The 15,698-nt window shown below is 69.3% G+C and carries 13 protein-coding genes and 1 tRNA gene; 3 read left to right on the forward strand and 11 right to left on the reverse strand.

Annotated features, from left to right (window positions below; translation table 11 throughout):
* Positions 1–7: 7 nt before the first annotated feature.
* From KOL93_RS10430 to mfd, 3 genes are all read right to left on the reverse strand, one after another.
* Positions 8–652, reverse strand: coding sequence for a nucleoside triphosphate pyrophosphohydrolase (locus tag KOL93_RS10430; protein WP_221585608.1), 645 nt, complete (start codon positions 650–652; stop codon positions 8–10).
* Positions 653–768: 116 nt separating this feature from the next.
* Entirely contained in the window at positions 769–1,941 is a 1,173-nt protein-coding gene (locus KOL93_RS10435) for a Na+/H+ antiporter NhaA (RefSeq protein WP_221585293.1), read from the reverse strand.
* A gap of 83 nt (positions 1,942–2,024) precedes the next feature.
* The gene (mfd, locus tag KOL93_RS10440) at positions 2,025–5,666 is read right to left on the reverse strand and encodes a transcription-repair coupling factor (RefSeq protein ID WP_221585294.1); all 3,642 of its coding nucleotides are present in this window, start codon (positions 5,664–5,666) and stop codon (positions 2,025–2,027) included.
* 51 nt (positions 5,667–5,717) lie between these two features.
* Here mfd and KOL93_RS10445 point away from each other — a divergent pair, with 51 nt between their 5' ends.
* On the forward strand, positions 5,718–6,146 hold the full coding sequence (locus KOL93_RS10445) for a hypothetical protein (RefSeq protein WP_221585295.1): 429 nt from the start codon (positions 5,718–5,720) through the stop codon (positions 6,144–6,146).
* Positions 6,147–6,152: 6 nt separating this feature from the next.
* On the opposite strand, the gene pth is transcribed toward KOL93_RS10445, so the two are convergent.
* On the reverse strand, positions 6,153–6,737 hold the full coding sequence (pth, locus tag KOL93_RS10450) for an aminoacyl-tRNA hydrolase (protein WP_221585296.1): 585 nt from the start codon (positions 6,735–6,737) through the stop codon (positions 6,153–6,155).
* A gap of 73 nt (positions 6,738–6,810) precedes the next feature.
* The gene (locus KOL93_RS10455; RefSeq protein ID WP_221585297.1) at positions 6,811–7,422 is read right to left on the reverse strand and encodes a 50S ribosomal protein L25/general stress protein Ctc; all 612 of its coding nucleotides are present in this window, start codon (positions 7,420–7,422) and stop codon (positions 6,811–6,813) included.
* Between the two features lie 465 nt (positions 7,423–7,887).
* Here KOL93_RS10455 and gndA point away from each other — a divergent pair, with 465 nt between their 5' ends.
* Positions 7,888–9,339 (forward strand): NADP-dependent phosphogluconate dehydrogenase, encoded by a 1,452-nt coding sequence (gene gndA / locus KOL93_RS10460; RefSeq protein WP_221585298.1) that lies wholly within the window; start codon positions 7,888–7,890, stop codon positions 9,337–9,339.
* 117 nt (positions 9,340–9,456) lie between these two features.
* Here the strand turns inward: gndA and KOL93_RS10465 are convergent, their stop codons facing one another.
* From KOL93_RS10465 to KOL93_RS10490, 6 genes are all read right to left on the reverse strand, one after another.
* Complete coding sequence (locus KOL93_RS10465) at positions 9,457–10,962, reverse strand: sensor histidine kinase (RefSeq protein ID WP_308291615.1); 1,506 nt, start codon at positions 10,960–10,962, stop codon at positions 9,457–9,459.
* Positions 10,959–11,693 carry a response regulator transcription factor gene (locus KOL93_RS10470; protein WP_221585299.1) on the reverse strand — a complete coding sequence of 245 codons (735 nt, stop codon included), beginning with the start codon at positions 11,691–11,693 and terminating at the stop codon, positions 10,959–10,961. The genes KOL93_RS10465 and KOL93_RS10470 overlap by 4 nt, the downstream gene beginning before the upstream one ends.
* 170 nt (positions 11,694–11,863) lie before the next feature.
* The gene (locus KOL93_RS10475) at positions 11,864–12,424 is read right to left on the reverse strand and encodes an NUDIX hydrolase (protein ID WP_221585300.1); all 561 of its coding nucleotides are present in this window, start codon (positions 12,422–12,424) and stop codon (positions 11,864–11,866) included.
* 135 nt (positions 12,425–12,559) lie between these two features.
* Positions 12,560–13,600, reverse strand: a complete 1,041-nt coding sequence (locus KOL93_RS10480) for a ribose-phosphate diphosphokinase (protein ID WP_221585301.1) — start codon at positions 13,598–13,600, stop codon at positions 12,560–12,562.
* Complete coding sequence (gene glmU / locus KOL93_RS10485; RefSeq protein WP_221585302.1) at positions 13,584–15,035, reverse strand: bifunctional UDP-N-acetylglucosamine diphosphorylase/glucosamine-1-phosphate N-acetyltransferase GlmU; 1,452 nt, start codon at positions 15,033–15,035, stop codon at positions 13,584–13,586. Before glmU ends, KOL93_RS10480 begins: the two co-directional genes overlap by 17 nt.
* Before the next feature lies 1 nt (position 15,036).
* Positions 15,037–15,108 (reverse strand) — tRNA-Gln (locus KOL93_RS10490).
* 83 nt (positions 15,109–15,191) lie between these two features.
* Between KOL93_RS10490 and KOL93_RS10495 the strand changes: the two genes are divergently transcribed.
* On the forward strand, positions 15,192–15,695 hold the full coding sequence (locus KOL93_RS10495; protein ID WP_221585303.1) for a MarR family winged helix-turn-helix transcriptional regulator: 504 nt from the start codon (positions 15,192–15,194) through the stop codon (positions 15,693–15,695).
* The last annotated feature ends 3 nt before the right edge of the window (positions 15,696–15,698 follow it).

A 15,698-nucleotide genomic window follows, 5' to 3' on the forward strand; every position in this document is an offset into this window, starting at 1 on the left:
AGGGATTCTATTCTTCCACTTCGCTCGCGTGGATCTCTTCGGAGAGGGAGCGGATCCGCGTGCGCAGGGCGCGCTCGGCATCCCATCCCTTCGCGCGCGCCACGGCGACGAGCCCGAGAATCGTGTCGCCGAGCTCCTCCTCGCTCTGCGGCGTCGCGTCGAATCCCTCAGCCTGCGCGATCGCCTCGGCGGCGGCGATCGCCTCGATGAACTCCTCGCCGACGCCGACCGCCTCTCCCTTCGCGAGCACCTTCTGCGCAAGCGCGAGCGACGGCATTCCTGAGGGCACCCCGTCGAGCACCGACCGCCGTTCGCGCTTCTCCTCCGCCTTCGCCGCGTTCCACAGCTCGAGCACGCGCTCGGGCGTCTCCGCAGTCTCGCCCGCGAACACGTGCGGATGACGTCGGACCATCTTGTCCGAGAGCACGCGCGCGACATCGTCGAGGTCGAACGGGTCGTCGGGGTGCGTCGACGCGATCTGGGCATGGAACAGCACCTGCCAGAGGAGGTCTCCGAGCTCCTCGCGGAGATGCGCTCGGCTGCCCGTCTCGACGGCGTCGACCACCTCCGCCGCCTCCTCGACGAGATACGGCACGAGCGCCTCGTGCGTCATCTGCTGCGACCACACGCACGTGTCGTGGGCCCTGTGCATCACCTCGGCTGCGCGCAGCAGCTCGTCTCCTCGATCCGTCACGGATCCATTCTGCCCGCATACGCAGAAGGGGCCGCCCGCGGACGAATCCGCGGACGGCCCCTTCGCGGACCGCGTCAGTGCTGCGACGGGTCCGGCTCGACCGGCGTGCCCAGCTTGCGGTAGTGCGCAGCGCGCCGCGACAGCAGCACGGCGGACACCACGAGCGAGATCAGCGAGCCGATGAGCACGCCGAGGACCGCTTCGTCGGCTACGACGTTGTCGGAGAACGCGAGGCGCGACAGCAGCAGCGACACCGTGAAGCCGATGCCGCCGAGCGCGGCCGCCGGCAGGATGTCTGCCACGCTCATCTGCGGCTTCTCGCCCTTCTTCCGGCCGATGAACATCGACAGCCAGCCGAACAGCGTGATGCCGATGATCTTGCCGACTGGGAGGGCGACGACGATGCCCCAGAGCGCGGGCGACAGCTCGTCGAGGGCGACCTGCGGGATCGCGACCAGCGCGGAGAAGAAGGCGAAGATCGGCAGGATGAGACCGTTGATCCACGGCTCGAGTGCGTGGCGCGCGTGCATGCCCTCGTCCTGACGGATGACGAGGCCGAGCATGACACCGGCGAGGGTCGCGTGGATCCCCGCGAGGAAGATGAACGCCCACGCCACGAGCGCGATGACGATCATGAGGGGCACGACGACCGCCGTGTTGCTGCGGCTGCGGAACCGACTCAGCACGCCGAAGGCCGCAACGAGGGCGAGCCCGATGAAGAGGCTGACCAGGTCGAGATCGCTGGTGAACAGGAACGCGATGAAGAGGATCCCGACGATGTCGTCGATGATCGCAAGCGCGAGGAGGAACACGCGGACCTTCGTAGGGAGGCCCTTGCCGAACATCGCGAGAACGCCGAGCGCGAACGCGATGTCGGTCGCGGTGGGGATGGGCCAGCCGTCCGCCGTCTCAGGGCCGCCGGCGATGAGGAGGTACGCGATGATCGGCACGATCACGCCGCCCGCCGCCGCGATCGCGGGGCGCATCGCCTTCGAGATGCTGTTCAGCTGCCCGCGCGTGAGCTCGAACTGGAGCTCCACGGCGACGCCGAAGAAGAAGATCGCGAGCAGGAAGTCGGCGACCCAGTGCGAGATCGACAGATCGAGGCCGATCGCCGCGGGGCCGATGTGCAGGTGGCTCCAGTCGATGACGTCGTGCCCGAAGGGCAGGTTCGCGACGACGAGGCCCAATGCGGCGGCGCCCAGCAGGAGGAAGGCGGGGAATCGCTCGGAGCGGAGGAGTTTCATCGAATCCTTTCCGGTCGGAAATGGTCCGCGTGCCAGGGAGCACGCGACGCCGACCAGACTTCCCGGCACACCAGTCATCCAGCCTATCGCGTCGCGTCTGACGACCCGCCGTCAGACGGGGGCGCCGTGTCGGTGGCCTTCGGGAGGGGGAAGATCGCGTCGAGCAGCTGACGCACCCACGCCAGCAGCCCCTCGTCGTCGATCGCGTCTCCCCCGGCCTGCGGGAGGGGCACGACGAGCGCGTCTGCGCCGCCGATCACCTTCGCCCCCGGGTAGAGACGCTTCAGGCGCACGCCGATCGAATCCGGCAGCCGCGCCGGTGCGACGCGCAGGTTCCTGCCCATCGCGACGATGTCGGAGAGGTTCGACTGCGCGGCCCGGCGCCGCAGCCTGGCGACCGACACGAGCCCCGTGACCTCCTCCGGCAGCTCGCCGTATCGGTCGACCAGCTCCTCGACGACGCGGTCGATCGCGTCGCCCTCCGCGTGCGCTGTCGCAGCCGCCGACAGCTTCTGATACGCCTCGAGGCGCAGCCGCTCGCTGTCGATGTAGTGATCGGGGATCCGCGCCTCGATCGGCAGCTCGAGGCGCAGCTCGACGGGTCCGTCGCTCTGCTCTCCCCGGAACTCGCTGACGGCCTCGCCGATCATGCGCAGGTACAGGTCGAAGCCGACGCCCGCGATGTGGCCCGCCTGCTCGGCGCCCAGGAGGTTGCCGGCGCCGCGGAGCTCGAGGTCCTTCATCGCGACCTGGGTGCCGCTGCCGAGGTCGTTGTGGACGGCGATCGTCTCGAGGCGGTCCGCCGCCGTCTCGCTGAGCGGCTTGTTCTCGTCGTAGACGAAGTAGGCGTAGGCGCGCTCGCGACCGCGACCGACGCGACCGCGCAGCTGATGCAGCTGGGCCAGGCCGTACTTGTCGGCGCGATCGATGATGATCGTGTTCGCGTTCTGGATGTCGATGCCCGTCTCGATGATCGTCGTCGACACGAGCACGTCGAACTTGCGCTCCCAGAAGTCGTCGACGACCTGCTCGAGCTGGTTCTCGCCCATCTTCCCGTGCGCGACGGCGATGCGCGCATCGGGAACGAGGTCGGAGAGGTGCTTCGCGACGCGCTGAATGCTGGTGACGCGGTTGTGCACGAAGAAGACCTGCCCCTCGCGCAGCATCTCGCGCCGGATGGCGGCGGCGATCTGCTTGTCGTTCGAGGGCCCGACATACGACAGAATCGGGTGGCGCTCCTCGGGCGGCGTCGCGAGCGTCGACATCTCGCGAATCCCCGTCACCGCCATCTCGAGCGTGCGCGGGATGGGCGTGGCGCTCATCGCGAGGATGTCCACGTTCGTCTTGAGCTTCTTGAGCGCATCCTTGTGCTCGACGCCGAAGCGCTGCTCCTCGTCGATGATCATGAGCCCGAGATTCTTGAACACGACCGACTCGGTGAGGATCCGGTGCGTTCCGATGACCATGTCGACCGTGCCGTCCGCGAGACCCGCGATCGTGTCCCGCGCCTGCTTGTCCGTCTGGAAGCGGCTGAGCGCCCGCACCTGGACGGGGAACCCGGCGAACCGCTCCGCGAACGTGTCGAGGTGCTGCTTCACGAGCAGCGTCGTCGGCACGAGCATCGCCACCTGGGTGCCGTCCTGGATCGCCTTGAAGGCCGCGCGCACGGCGACCTCGGTCTTGCCGAAGCCGACATCGCCCGACAGGAGCCGGTCCATCGGGACGGGGCTCTCCATGTCCCGCTTGATCTCGTCGATCGTCTGGAGCTGGTCGGGCGTCTCCGCGAACGGGAACGCCTCCTCGAGCTCGCGCTGCCAGGGTGTGTCCGGCCCGAACGCATGGCCCTTCGACGCCATGCGGGCCGAGTAGAGCTTCACGAGCTCGACCGCGATGTCGCGGACCGCCCGGCGCGCCTTCGACTTGGCCTGCGACCAGTCGGACCCGCCCATCTTCGACAGCTGCGGATTCTCGCCCCCGACGTACTTCGACAGGAGATCGAGCTGATCGGTGGGGACGTGCAGCTTGTCGCCGGGGTAGCCGCGCTTCGAGGGCGCGTATTCGAGCACGACGTAGTCGCGCTCCGTCTTCTGCGCGTTGCGGCCGCCGGTCGACACCTCGCGCTTGAGCATCTCGACGAACCGGCCGATGCCGTGCGTCGCGTGCACCACGGGATCACCGGGCTTCAGCTGCAGTGGATCCACGACGTTGCGCCGCCGAGAGGCGAGCTTCTTGACGACCTGGGCGTCGCCGCCGATCGTGCGGCCATAGAACTCGGAGTCGGTGAGGACCGCGAGCCGTGCGGCCGGGATGCTGAACCCGCGCTCGATGGGCGCCTGCACGAGCGTCGCCACACCGTGCTCCGGAGCCTCCTCGAGGGTTTCGACGACGCGGGCCGCGAGCCCCCGGTCGCTCAGGACGTCGCGTGCCCGGTCGACGAGACCGATCCCCGTCGCCGCGAGCACGACCGCCCAGCCGTCCTTCATCAGCCGCTCCACGTGCTCGACAGCGCCGTCGACGCTGCCCTGGAAGGACGGGATGCCGTCGCCGGCGATGCGCGTCGACGCGTCGCCGTCCGACACCAGCTCCTCCCCGGCCTCGGCGAGCTCGGCGTCGATCTCGCCGAGCCCCGAATCGAACGGACTCAGCGTCCACCACACGCCGCGGCTGTCGTGCACACGCGCCCGCAGCTCGGAGAGGGCGAAGAACCCGCTCGACGTGAGGTCGACGGGCGCGTCTCCCCCTGCCGTCGCGGCATTCCACGCGGCCTCGAGGAATTCCGCGTTCGTCTCCGAGAGGCTGATCGCGCGGGACACGGCGCGCTCCGGGTCGACGAGCGCGACCGTGGATCCCTCCGGCAGGTAGTCGACGAACGACACGAGGGGGCCCGCGACGAGGTTCGAGAGCGACTCCATACCCTCGGCCGGGATCCCCTCTGCCATCTTCTCGAGCATCTGGCCGAGCCCGGGATACTCCCCCTGCAGCTCACGGGCGCGCTGGCGCACGGCGGGCGTGAGCAGCAGCTCGCGACTCGGCATGAGCTCGATGACGTCGATCTCGCCGGGGACGGAGCGCTGGTCAGCGACCGAGAACTGCCGGATCTGGTCGACCTCGTCGCCGAAGAACTCGACGCGATACGGGTGATCCGCCGTCGGGGGGAAGACATCGAGGATGCCGCCTCGCACCGCGAACTCGCCGCGGCGCGAGACCATGTCGACCCGGTGGTACGCGAGCTCGACGAGCCGCTCGACGACCTCCTCGAGCCAGTGCGTGCGCCCGCCGACGCGCAGCGTCACGGGATCCGCTGCGGCCAGACCCGACACGATCGGCTGGATCGCCGCGCGGATCGAGGCCGTCACGATCAGCGGCGTCTCGCCCTGCCACGTGGACATCGCACGCAGCGTCTCAAGGCGGCGGCCGACCGTCTCGGGGCTCGGGCTGAGCCGCTCGTGCGGCAGCGTCTCCCACGCGGGCAGGTCGCGCACGTCGGCGTCGGGAGCGAACGACCGCAGCGCGGCCGCCAGCGCCTCGGCACGTCGCCCGGTCGGCGCGACCGCGACGAGCACGGCGGGGCGGCCCGCCGCCCGACGGCGATCGAGGAGCGCCGCGAGGGCGGGCGCGTCCAGGCCGTCGACGAGCGAGAGGTCGGCATCGACCGACGACGCCTGCAGTGCCTCCCGGAACGACTCGGACGTGTCGAGGGCGCGGACGATCCCGGAAACTGTCACCGCACCAGTGTACGAGGGCACGCCTGAGGGCGCGTCTCGTAGTCTGTCGTCGTGACCGTCGCCCCCGTTCCGCCGTCCGCTGCCTCCCGACGACGCGGCGTGGGCCTCGTCGCCTTCATCGCATCGATCGCGTCACTCGTCCTCGGTGGCATCGCGATCTGGGTCGCGGGACTGTCGATCGCGCGCGCCCTGCGCCTGACCGACTACCCGGATCTCATCCGCGAGACCGAGGCGCAGGTCTGGGAGAGCGTGTGGTCGGTCGCCTTCTCGGGCATCTGGCTGCTCGCCGCGTGGCTCATCCACGCCCTGCTCGCTCTGTGGGCGCTCGTCCAGGGCATCGTCGCCGTGGCCATCGATCGCGGGCGCCTCTGGGGCGCGATCGCGATCGGCATCGCGTGCATCGCCTGGATGCCGCTGACGTGGGTCACGCAGGAGGCCCTCGTCGCCGGACTGCTCGGGCTCGTGCCCTTCTTCGGCTGACGCTGGTCACGCGCGCGGCGCGTGCACCCTCTGCTGGGCGGCCACGAGGCCGTCGTCGGCGATCATCTCGACGGCATCGGCCGCGTCCGCAAGGAGGATCGGAAGGTTCTTCCGCTCCGCGGAGCCGAACTCGCTCAGCACCCAGTCGGCCGGATCCTGCCGGCCGGGAGGACGCCCGATGCCGACGCGCACGCGCACGAAATCCGGGGTGTCGAGCGCCTTGGCGATGTCGCGGATCCCGTTGTGCCCGCCGTGTCCGCCGCCGGTCTTGAGCTTCAGGGCATCGAACGGGATGTCGAGCTCGTCGTGCACGACGATGACGCGTTCCGGCGCCGTCGAATAGTACGACGCGAGCCCCGCCGCGGGGCCGCCCGAGGTGTTCATGTAGCCGTTCGACTTCGCAAGCACGAGCTTCGGGCCGCCGGGGCGCAGCCACGTCTCGACGACGCGCGCCCCTGCCCGGTGCTGCTTCCACGAGTCGCCGCGGCGGTGCGCGATCTCGTCGACGACCATCTGGCCGACGTTGTGACGCGTCTTCTCGTATCGCGGACCCGGATTGCCGAGTCCCATCACGAGCCAGGTGTCGGCCATGCCTCTGCTCCTTGGGTGAACACACGACGAAGGGGCGCGGTCTCCCGCGCCCCTTCGAACGATATCCGAGTGATTACTCGGCCGCCTCCGCGGCGTTCGCCTCAGCTGCGGCCTCAGCGGTCTCGGCGTCTTCGGCGTCAGTCGACTGGTTCGGCGTCGAGATGCCGACCACGAGCAGGTCGGGGTCGTCGGCGAGCGTGACGCCGGCGGGGAGCTTGACGTCCTTCGCGAAGACGAGGTCGCCGTCCTCGAGACCCGTGATGTCGATCACGATGTGCTCGGGGATGTTCATCGCCTCAGCCTCGACGGTGATCGCCGTCGCGCTGAGCGTCGAGATCGTGCCGGGGAACGACTCGCCCTCGGTGACGTACGGCACGTCGATCGTCATCTTCTCGCCGCGCTTGACGGCGATGAGGTCGATGTGCTCGATGATCTGGCGGACCGGGTCGCGCTGCACGTCCTTGACGAGCGCGAGCTGCTTCTGGCCCTCGATGTCGAGGTCGATGATGGCGTTCGCGTGACGGACGATGAGGCTCGTCTCGTGACCCGGCAGCGCGAGGTGCTGCACGTCGGCACCGTGGCCGTAGAGGACGGCGGGGATCTTGCCGGCGGCGCGCAGACGGCGGGCGAAGCCCTTGCCGAACTCGGTGCGCGTCTCGACGGCCAGCGTGTTCTGGTCGCTCATGGTGACTCCTGTCGGGGTACACACGGCGATGAGGTGAGCCGTGTGGATGGATGTGTGTTCTCGACTCGAACGCATCGCGTGAGGAGAGCTCCGAAACCGGGTCACTTCACCGCGTCGATAACGGAGGCGCGTGACGCCCCTCCCTCGCCGAGGTCGCGGTCCATCGTACCTGATCACTCGGATAGAGTGGAATCTCGTGCGCGAATGACGCGCGGACCCCCATTTCCTCCCTCTGCAAGGAGCCCTCGCGCATGGACGCATCGCACATCGTCGGACTCGTCATCGCCGCCCTCGCCGCCGTCACCACCGTGAGCTTCGTCGGTGCGATGTTCACGATGGGCCGTCAGGCGTCCTACGACGACTGACTCCGGCGTTTCCGACTCCTCACGTCACGCGCGACATCGGCGTGACCGCGAACGGGCTAGCCTGGGGGAAATCCTGATCCCCCTCTTGAAGGAGTCGTGCGTGAACGCTGCCGCAGCCAACATCGGGGTCGTCGGCCTCGCCGTGATGGGCTCGAACCTGGCCCGCAACCTGGCCAGCCGCGAGGGCAACACGGTCGCGGTCTACAACCGCAGCCGCGAGAAGACCGACGCCCTCGTCGCTGAGCACCCCGAAGCGGGCTTCCTCCCCGCCTTCTCGTATGAGGAGTTCGCGGCGACGCTCTCGAAGCCCCGCACCGCGATCATCATGGTCAAAGCGGGCCGCGGCACCGACGCCGTCATCGACGAGCTGGTCAAGGTGTTCGAGCCCGGCGACATCATCGTCGACGGCGGCAACGCCTACTTCCCCGACACGATCCGACGCGAGAAGGCGGTCCGCGACACGGGGATCAACTTCGTCGGCGCCGGCATCTCCGGCGGCGAGGAGGGCGCGCTCAACGGCCCCTCGATCATGCCCGGGGGATCCGACGAGTCGTGGGTCACCCTCGGACCGATCCTGAAGTCGATCGCGGCGATCGCGGAGGACGGCGAGCCCTGCGTGACGCACGTCGGACACGACGGTGCGGGGCACTTCGTCAAGATGGTGCACAACGGCATCGAGTACGCGGACATGCAGCTCATCGCCGAGGCCTACGACCTCATCCGCCGCGGCACCGGCAAGACCCCCGCTCAGATCGCCGACGTCTTCGCCGAGTGGAATGCGGGCGAGCTCGAGTCGTACCTGATCGAGATCACGGCCGAGGTGCTCCGCCAGGTCGATGCCGAGACCGGCAAGCCGCTCGTCGATGTGATCCTCGACCAGGCCGGCGCGAAGGGCACGGGCGCCTGGACGGTGCAGACGGCGCTCGCGCTCGGCGTCCCGGTCTCGGGGATCGCCGAGGCGACGTTCGCTCGCTCGCTGTCGTCGCACCCCGAGCAGCGTGCCGTCGCCGGCGCGCTTCCCGGTCCCGAGGAGCCCTTCGAGGTCGCCGATGCCGACGCGTTCATCGAGGACGTGCGTCAGGCCCTGTTCGCTTCGAAGATCATCGCCTACTCGCAGGGCTTCGACGAGATCCGCGCGGGCGCCGCCGAGTACGGCTGGACGATCGACCTCGGCGCCGTGTCGAAGATCTGGCGCGAGGGCTGCATCATCCGTGCGCAGTTCCTCAACCGGATCGCCGATGCCTACGCCGCTCAGGCCGACCTGCCCGTGCTCGCGACGGCGCCCTACTTCGCCGACGCGCTCGCGCGCGGCCAGGCCGCGTGGCGTCGCGTCGTCGTCGCCGCGACGCAGGCGGGGATCCCCAGCCCGGCGTTCAGCTCGTCGCTCGCGTACTACGACGGGATCCGGGCCGACCGCCTGCCCGCCGCCCTCGTGCAGGGTCAGCGCGACTTCTTCGGCGCACACACCTACCGGCGCGTCGACAAGGAGGGCACCTTCCACACGCTGTGGTCGGGCGACCGGACCGAGATCGAGGCCGAGGACACGCACTGACACGCAGCTGAGAGACGACGGCGCCCGACTGCTCCGGCAGGCGGGCGCCGTCGTCTGCGCGGGGACGGCCCGCGGTGCCGCACCACGAAGCACGTCGCGCCAGACGACGGATCCGCGTCAGGTCGACGCCGGCTTGGCGGGAAGAGACACCGTGAACGTCGTGGAACCGGGTTCGCTCTCGACGCCGATCGTGCCGTGGTGCGCCTCGATGATCGCGCGGGCGATCGAGAGGCCGAGACCGGATCCTCCCGTCTTCCGCGCGCGACTCGAGTCGCCGCGTGCGAAGCGGGTGAACAGCGTCCGCTGCAGCGCCGGGTCGATGCCGGGACCCGTGTCGTGCACCTGCAGGATCGCGCGGGTCGCGGATCCCTCCCCCTCGGTGCGCAGCGAGACCGTCACCTCGCTTCCCTCCGGCGTGTGCGTGCGCGCGTTCGCGAGGAGGTTCGTGATGACCTGCGTGAGGCGCGCGCGGTCGCCGGCGACGAGCACGGGCTCCTCCCCGACGTCGGCGCCCCAGTCGTGCTCCATCCCCGCCATCGCCTGGTCGGCGACGGCTTCGACGACGAGCTCGTTCAGGTCGACCGCGTCGTAGACGAGCTCGTGCCCCTCGTCGAGGCGCGCGAGCAGCAGGAGGTCTTCGACGAGGCCCGTCATGCGCTGCGACTGGGCCTCGATCCGCGCGATCGACTGCCGACTGGTCTCGCCGAGCGCCTGATCGCGCAGGGTGAGCTCGCTGTATCCCCGGATCGACGCGAGCGGCGTGCGCAGTTCGTGACTGGCGTCGGCGACGAATCGCCGCATCGTGTCCTCATTGCGCTGACGCGCCGCGAGGGATCCCTCCACGTGATCGAGGAGCGTGTTGAGCGCGTTCCCCACCTGCCCGATCTCCGTGTCGCCGGACGCCTGCTCCACGGGGACGCGTTCCGAGATCCGGACGTCGCCGTGGTCGAGGCGCTGCTGCGAGACGCGCGTCGCCGTCTCCGCGATGTCGCGCAGCGGGCGCAGACCGCGTCGGATGACGCTGCCCGTCGCGATGCCGAGGACGAGCATGCCTCCCACCGTCGCGAGCGCAATCGACCACAGCATCTGCCGCATCGTCAGCATCTCCGACGCCGTCGACATGCCGAGGGCACCCGCGGCGTCACCGGATCCGCCCTGAGTCAGGCCGACGGCGCGGTACGTTCCGAGGCCCGAGATCGTGACGGTCTCGACTCCTGCCCCCTCCTCGAGAGCGGAGAGCACCTGGTCGATCTGGCTCGGCGTGAGGACGTGACGCTCATAGGCGCCGTCGACGACCGCCCCCGACGTGCCGGAGAACGGACTGTCGATGATGAGCAGCACGCCGGGTCCGGCGTGGGCGCTCGCAAGCTGCTCCTCCGCCGTGCCGTCGAGCATCGTCACGCCGATTGCAGGCCTCAGACTGTTCGCCGTCTCGCGCAGTCGGCTGTCGACCTGGCCGTTCAGCACGTTGTTGAGGATCACGCCCGTCGCAACCGACACGACGACGAGGATCCCTGCCACGATCCCGAAGACGGTGAGCATGAGGCGCGACTGCAGCGACAGCCGACCGGCCTTCCTCGGGACGTCCGACTCCTGCTGACCGCGCGCGCGATCTGCGCTCACTGCGGCGCCTTGATCATGTACCCGACGCCCCGGACCGTGTGGATGAGCGGCTCGCGCCCGGCGTCGAGCTTCTTGCGGAGGTACGAGATGTACAGCTCGACGACGCTCGATCTGCCGCCGAAGTCGTAGTTCCAGACGCGGTCGAGGATCTGCGCCTTCGACACGACACGGCGGGGATTGCGCATGAGGAAGCGCAGAAGCTCGAACTCGGTCGCGGTCAGCTCGATCTCGTCGCCGTCGCGGATCACCTCGTGGCTGTCCTCGTTGAGACTGAGGTCGCCGACGCGCAGGATCGGCTCGGGCTCTGCCGCGAGCGCCGTGCCCGACCGGCGCATGAGCGCCCGCAGCCGCGCGACGACCTCCTCGAGGCTGAACGGCTTCGTGACGTAGTCATCACCGCCCGCGGTGAGGCCCGCGACGCGGTCGCTGACGGCATCCTTCGCGGTGAGGAAGAGAACGGGAACCTGGTTCTGCTGCTGGCGCAGTCGCTGCAGCACGGCCATCCCGTCGAGGTCGGGCATCATGATGTCCAGGACGAGCGCGTCGGGCTCGAACTCCTTGACGCCCTCGAGCGCCTCGTAGCCGCTGGCGGCGGCACGCACATCCCACCCCTCCATGCGCAGTGCCATGGACAGGAGATCCGTGAGCATCTGCTCGTCGTCGACGACGAGCACGCGCACGGGCGTGCCGTCGGGGCGGGTGAGCGCGGATCCTGCCGTGGGGTTCGTCATGGCACCCATTGTGCGCTGGTTCCTATGCACTCGCTATGGCCCGCGTTATGTCTCGCCTGTGAATTTCGGGATGCGGAGTCCAGACCGATCGCCGGATGCGGCCGGTCGGCGGGCATCAACATCGGCGCGCCGCGCAGAACCGGCAGGGCGCGACGCTCGGCGTGACCGTGTCAGTTGCTCGTGGAGAGAATCCGCTCACGCATCCTGCGCAGACGGGCCTCGCAGCCGTCGGCGAGGACGTCCGGGAGCGCATCGAGCGCGAACCAGGCGACGTCCTCGGACTCGTCGCTGAGAACGAGCCCGTCCTCCGCATCGGCGATCACGGCGACGCCGACGTCGAGGTGCGAGGCGCAGCGTCCGAACCGGAACCCCAGCGCATGGTGGTCGAGGTCGTACGCGTCCAACAGGCGCTGTGCGGCCGCCCCGGTCTCCTCGCGCAGCTCTCGCAGCGCGGCATCGCGGATCGACGCATCACCGGGCGCGAGGTGCCCTCCCGGCTGCACCCAGAATCCGCCCTTGCGGTGGGAGACGAGCAGCGTGCGCTCGAGCGACTCATCGAAGACGAGCGCCGACGCCGTCGCGTGATCGGGCCCCGCATCGCGGTCCATCGGCCCGGCACCGCCGGCGAAGTGCCGGTCGAAGGAGGCGCGCATGCGCTCGTCCGACGCGTCGAACGGTCTCCACGTGCCCACGAGCGATGCCATCTGCGGGGCGAGGTCCGCCGGGGTCATGTCTGCTCCTTCTGCTGCGGCAGGCGAAACGTCGAGCATACGTCGCCAGACCGCGCGAGCAGGCGTACGCTCCTCCTCACACGACGAAAGGGTCGTCCACCACGCAGTGGGCGACCCTCTCGGAGCGTGTGCGCGTCAGGCGGCGCCGTCGAACATGCTCGTGACGGATCCGTCGTCGAAGACCTCCTGGATCGCCCGCGCGAGCAGCGGGGCGGCCGAGAGCACCGTGAGCGAGTCGAAGCGACGGCGCTCGGGGATCGGCACCGTGTCGGTGACGACCACGCGATCGATCGCGTCGTCCTGCAGCCGCTCGCTCGCGGGGTCGCTGAACACGGCGTGGGTCGCGCCGACGATGACCTTCTTCGCGCCGTTGGCCTTGAGCGCCTTCGCGGCCTTCACGATCGTGCCGGCCGTATCGATCATGTCGTCGACGAGGAGGCATGTGCGGCCCTCGACGGATCCGACGATCTCGTGGACCGACACCTGGTTGGCGACCTTCGGGTCACGTCGCTTGTGGATGATCGCGAGCGGCGCGTCGAGCGAGTCGCTCCACATGTCGGCGACGCGCACGCGGCCCATGTCGGGTGAGACCACGGTGAGCGACTCGCGCTCGTCGTCGGTGAAGGTGTCGACGAAGTGGCGCTCGAGGACCGGCTTCGCGAAGAGGTGGTCGACCGGCCCGTTGAAGAAGCCCTGGATCTGCGAGGCGTGCAGGTCGACGCTCATGATGCGGTCGGCGCCCGCCGTCGAGATCAGGTCGGTGATCAGACGAGCCGAGATCGGCTCGCGACCGCGCCCCTTCTTGTCCTGACGCGAGTACGGGTAGTACGGGACGACGACGGTGACGCGCTTGGCCGACGCGCGCTTGAGCGCGTCGAGCATGATGAGCATCTCCATGAGATCCTCGTTGATCTTCTCGCCGAAGGACTGCACGAGGAAGACGTCGGTTCCGCGCATCGACACGGCGAAGCGGGTGTACATCTCGCCCGACGCGAAGGTGCGGTGCTCCGTCGGAGCGAGCTCGATGCCGAGGAACTCGGCGACATCTGCCGCGAGCTCGGGGTGCGAGCGTCCGGTGACCACCACCATGCGCTTGCGGGTCTTCTGCTCCTTGCCCGGAGCGATTCCCCGCTCGAGGTCGAGGTCAACCGTCTTGTTCTTACTGCTGCTCGCCATCGGTCGCTTTCTCTGAGGCTCGTGACCGCTCTGCGGCGTCGGCTGCCGCCGTACCCGCTCTGTTCTTCTCGACCCACCCCGTGAGATTGCGCTGGGGTGCGACGCTCAGTGCGAGCGCACCGGCGGGAACATCCTTCCGGATGACCGCGCCCGCGCCCGTCTTCGCGCCGTCGCCCAGTCTAACGGGGGCGATGAGAACCGTATGTGAGCCCGTGTGGACGTGATCGCCGACGACGGTGCGGTGCTTGGCGACGTCGTCGTAGTTCGCCGTGATCGCTCCCGCTCCGAGATTGACGCCGACGCCGATCTCGGAGTCGCCGACGTACGAGAGGTGCGGCACCTTGCTGCCCGCGCCCACCGACGAGTTCTTGACCTCGACGAAGGTACCGGCCTTCGCCCCGTCGCCCAGCTCGGCGCCCGCGCGCAGGTACGCCCACGGGCCGACCGTGGCCCCCGCTCCGATGACCGCGAGCGTGACGTCGCTGCGGCGCACCGTCGCGTCGACGCCGACCTCGCTGTCGACGAGCGAGGTGTCGGGTCCGATCGTCGCGCCCTCGGCGATCGAGGTCGCACCGAGGATGTGGGTGTTCGGGAGCACCGTGACGTCGGGCGCGAGCGTCGCCGTGTCGTCGATCCAGGTGGTCTGCGGATCCTGGATCGTCACGCCGTCTCGCTGCCAGCGGCGGATCACGCGCTGATTGAGGATCCGCGTCGCCTCCGACAGCTGCACGCGGTCATTGACGCCGAGCGCGGTCGAGGAGTCGGGAGCGGCGAGCGCGGCGATGGCGCCTCCCGCCTCGCGCAGCACGCGGACGACGTCGGTCAGGTACATCTCTCCCTGCGCGTTGTCCGTCCCGACGCGGCGGAGCGCATCGCGCAGCGTGGATGCGCGGAAGACGTAGACGCCCGAATTGATCTCGGTCACGGCGGCCTCCTCGGCCGTCGCGTCCTTCTGCTCGACGATCGCCTGCACCATTCCGGATCCGTCGCGCAGGATCCGGCCGTAGCCGTGCGGATCCGCGAGCTCGACGCCGAGGAGGGTCGCGTCGGCCGAGCGTCCGCGGTGCTCGTCGAGGAGCGACTGATAGGTCTCGACCTCGATGAGGGGCACGTCGCCCGAGAGCACGAGGACGTCGCCGTCGAAATCGGCGGGGAGCGAGTCGACGCCGAGCTGCGCCGCGCGGCCCGTGCCGGGGACGTCGTCCTGGTCGACGGCGACGGCGCCGGGATAGTCCTCGAGAGAGGCCGCCACCTGCTCGCGTTCATGTCGCACGACGACGCGCACGAGATCGGATCCGAGCGACTCGGCCGATCGCAGCACGTGTCCGAGCATGGTGCGGCCACCGAGACGGTGCAGCACCTTCGGCGTCGCGGATCTCATGCGGGTGCCCTGACCTGCCGCCAGGATCACGATTGCCAGCTTGTGTTCAGTCACGCTCCGCCACCAGGACTCGAACCTGGACTTCACGGCTCCAAAGGCCGTCGTGCTGCCATTACACCATGGCGGACCACGGCCGATCCGGCCGCCCGACAAGTCTTGCATGCGACGGACGATTGTCGCCTGCGACCCCGGACACGAGATAATCGGAGGATGGCCAATGAACAGGACGAGGTCGACCGGATCGTCGGCGCCTGGCGCGCCGAACGACCTGACCTCGACTTCTCCCCCATGGAGGTGCTGTCGCGCGTCGATCGCCTGTCGCACCACCTCGATCGTGCCCGGCGCGAGGCGTTCCGCCGCACGGACATCGAACCGTGGGAGTGGGACGTCCTGTCAGCGCTGCGGCGCTCGGGAGACCTGTTCCGGCTGAGTCCCAAGCAGCTGCTGCAGCAGACGCTCGTCTCGAGCGGCACGATGACGAATCGCATAGATCGTCTGCTCGAGCGCGGCCTCGTCGAGAGATCCGCAGACCCCGCCGATCGGCGCGGCGTGCTCGTCACGCTGACCGACGAGGGGCGCACACGCGTCGACGCGGCGATCACGCGACTCATCGACGCCGAGGCCGATCTCCTGGGATCCATGAGCAGAACCGACCAGCGGAGGCTCGGCGGACTGCTGCGCCAGCTGCTGGTCTCCTTCGACGGAAACGGATAGCAC

Origin of the sequence: Microbacterium salitolerans (assembly GCF_019720895.1) — a bacterium.
Lineage (GTDB): Bacteria > Actinomycetota > Actinomycetes > Actinomycetales > Microbacteriaceae > Microbacterium.

Excerpts from the sequence above, each read along its gene's own strand:
- KOL93_RS10430 (WP_221585608.1), bottom strand. The coding sequence starts at position 652 with ATGCACAGGGCCCACGACACGTGCGTGTGGTCGCAGCAGATGACGCAC.
- KOL93_RS10435 (WP_221585293.1), bottom strand. The coding sequence starts at position 1,941 with ATGAAACTCCTCCGCTCCGAGCGATTCCCCGCCTTCCTCCTGCTGGGC.
- pth (WP_221585296.1), bottom strand. The coding sequence starts at position 6,737 with ATGGCCGACACCTGGCTCGTGATGGGACTCGGCAATCCGGGTCCGCGA.
- KOL93_RS10455 (WP_221585297.1), bottom strand. The coding sequence starts at position 7,422 with ATGAGCGACCAGAACACGCTGGCCGTCGAGACGCGCACCGAGTTCGGC.
- KOL93_RS10470 (WP_221585299.1), bottom strand. The coding sequence starts at position 11,693 with ATGACGAACCCCACGGCAGGATCCGCGCTCACCCGCCCCGACGGCACG.
- KOL93_RS10475 (WP_221585300.1), bottom strand. The coding sequence starts at position 12,424 with ATGACCCCGGCGGACCTCGCCCCGCAGATGGCATCGCTCGTGGGCACG.
- KOL93_RS10480 (WP_221585301.1), bottom strand. The coding sequence starts at position 13,600 with ATGGCGAGCAGCAGTAAGAACAAGACGGTTGACCTCGACCTCGAGCGG.
- KOL93_RS10495 (WP_221585303.1), top strand. The coding sequence starts at position 15,192 with ATGGCCAATGAACAGGACGAGGTCGACCGGATCGTCGGCGCCTGGCGC.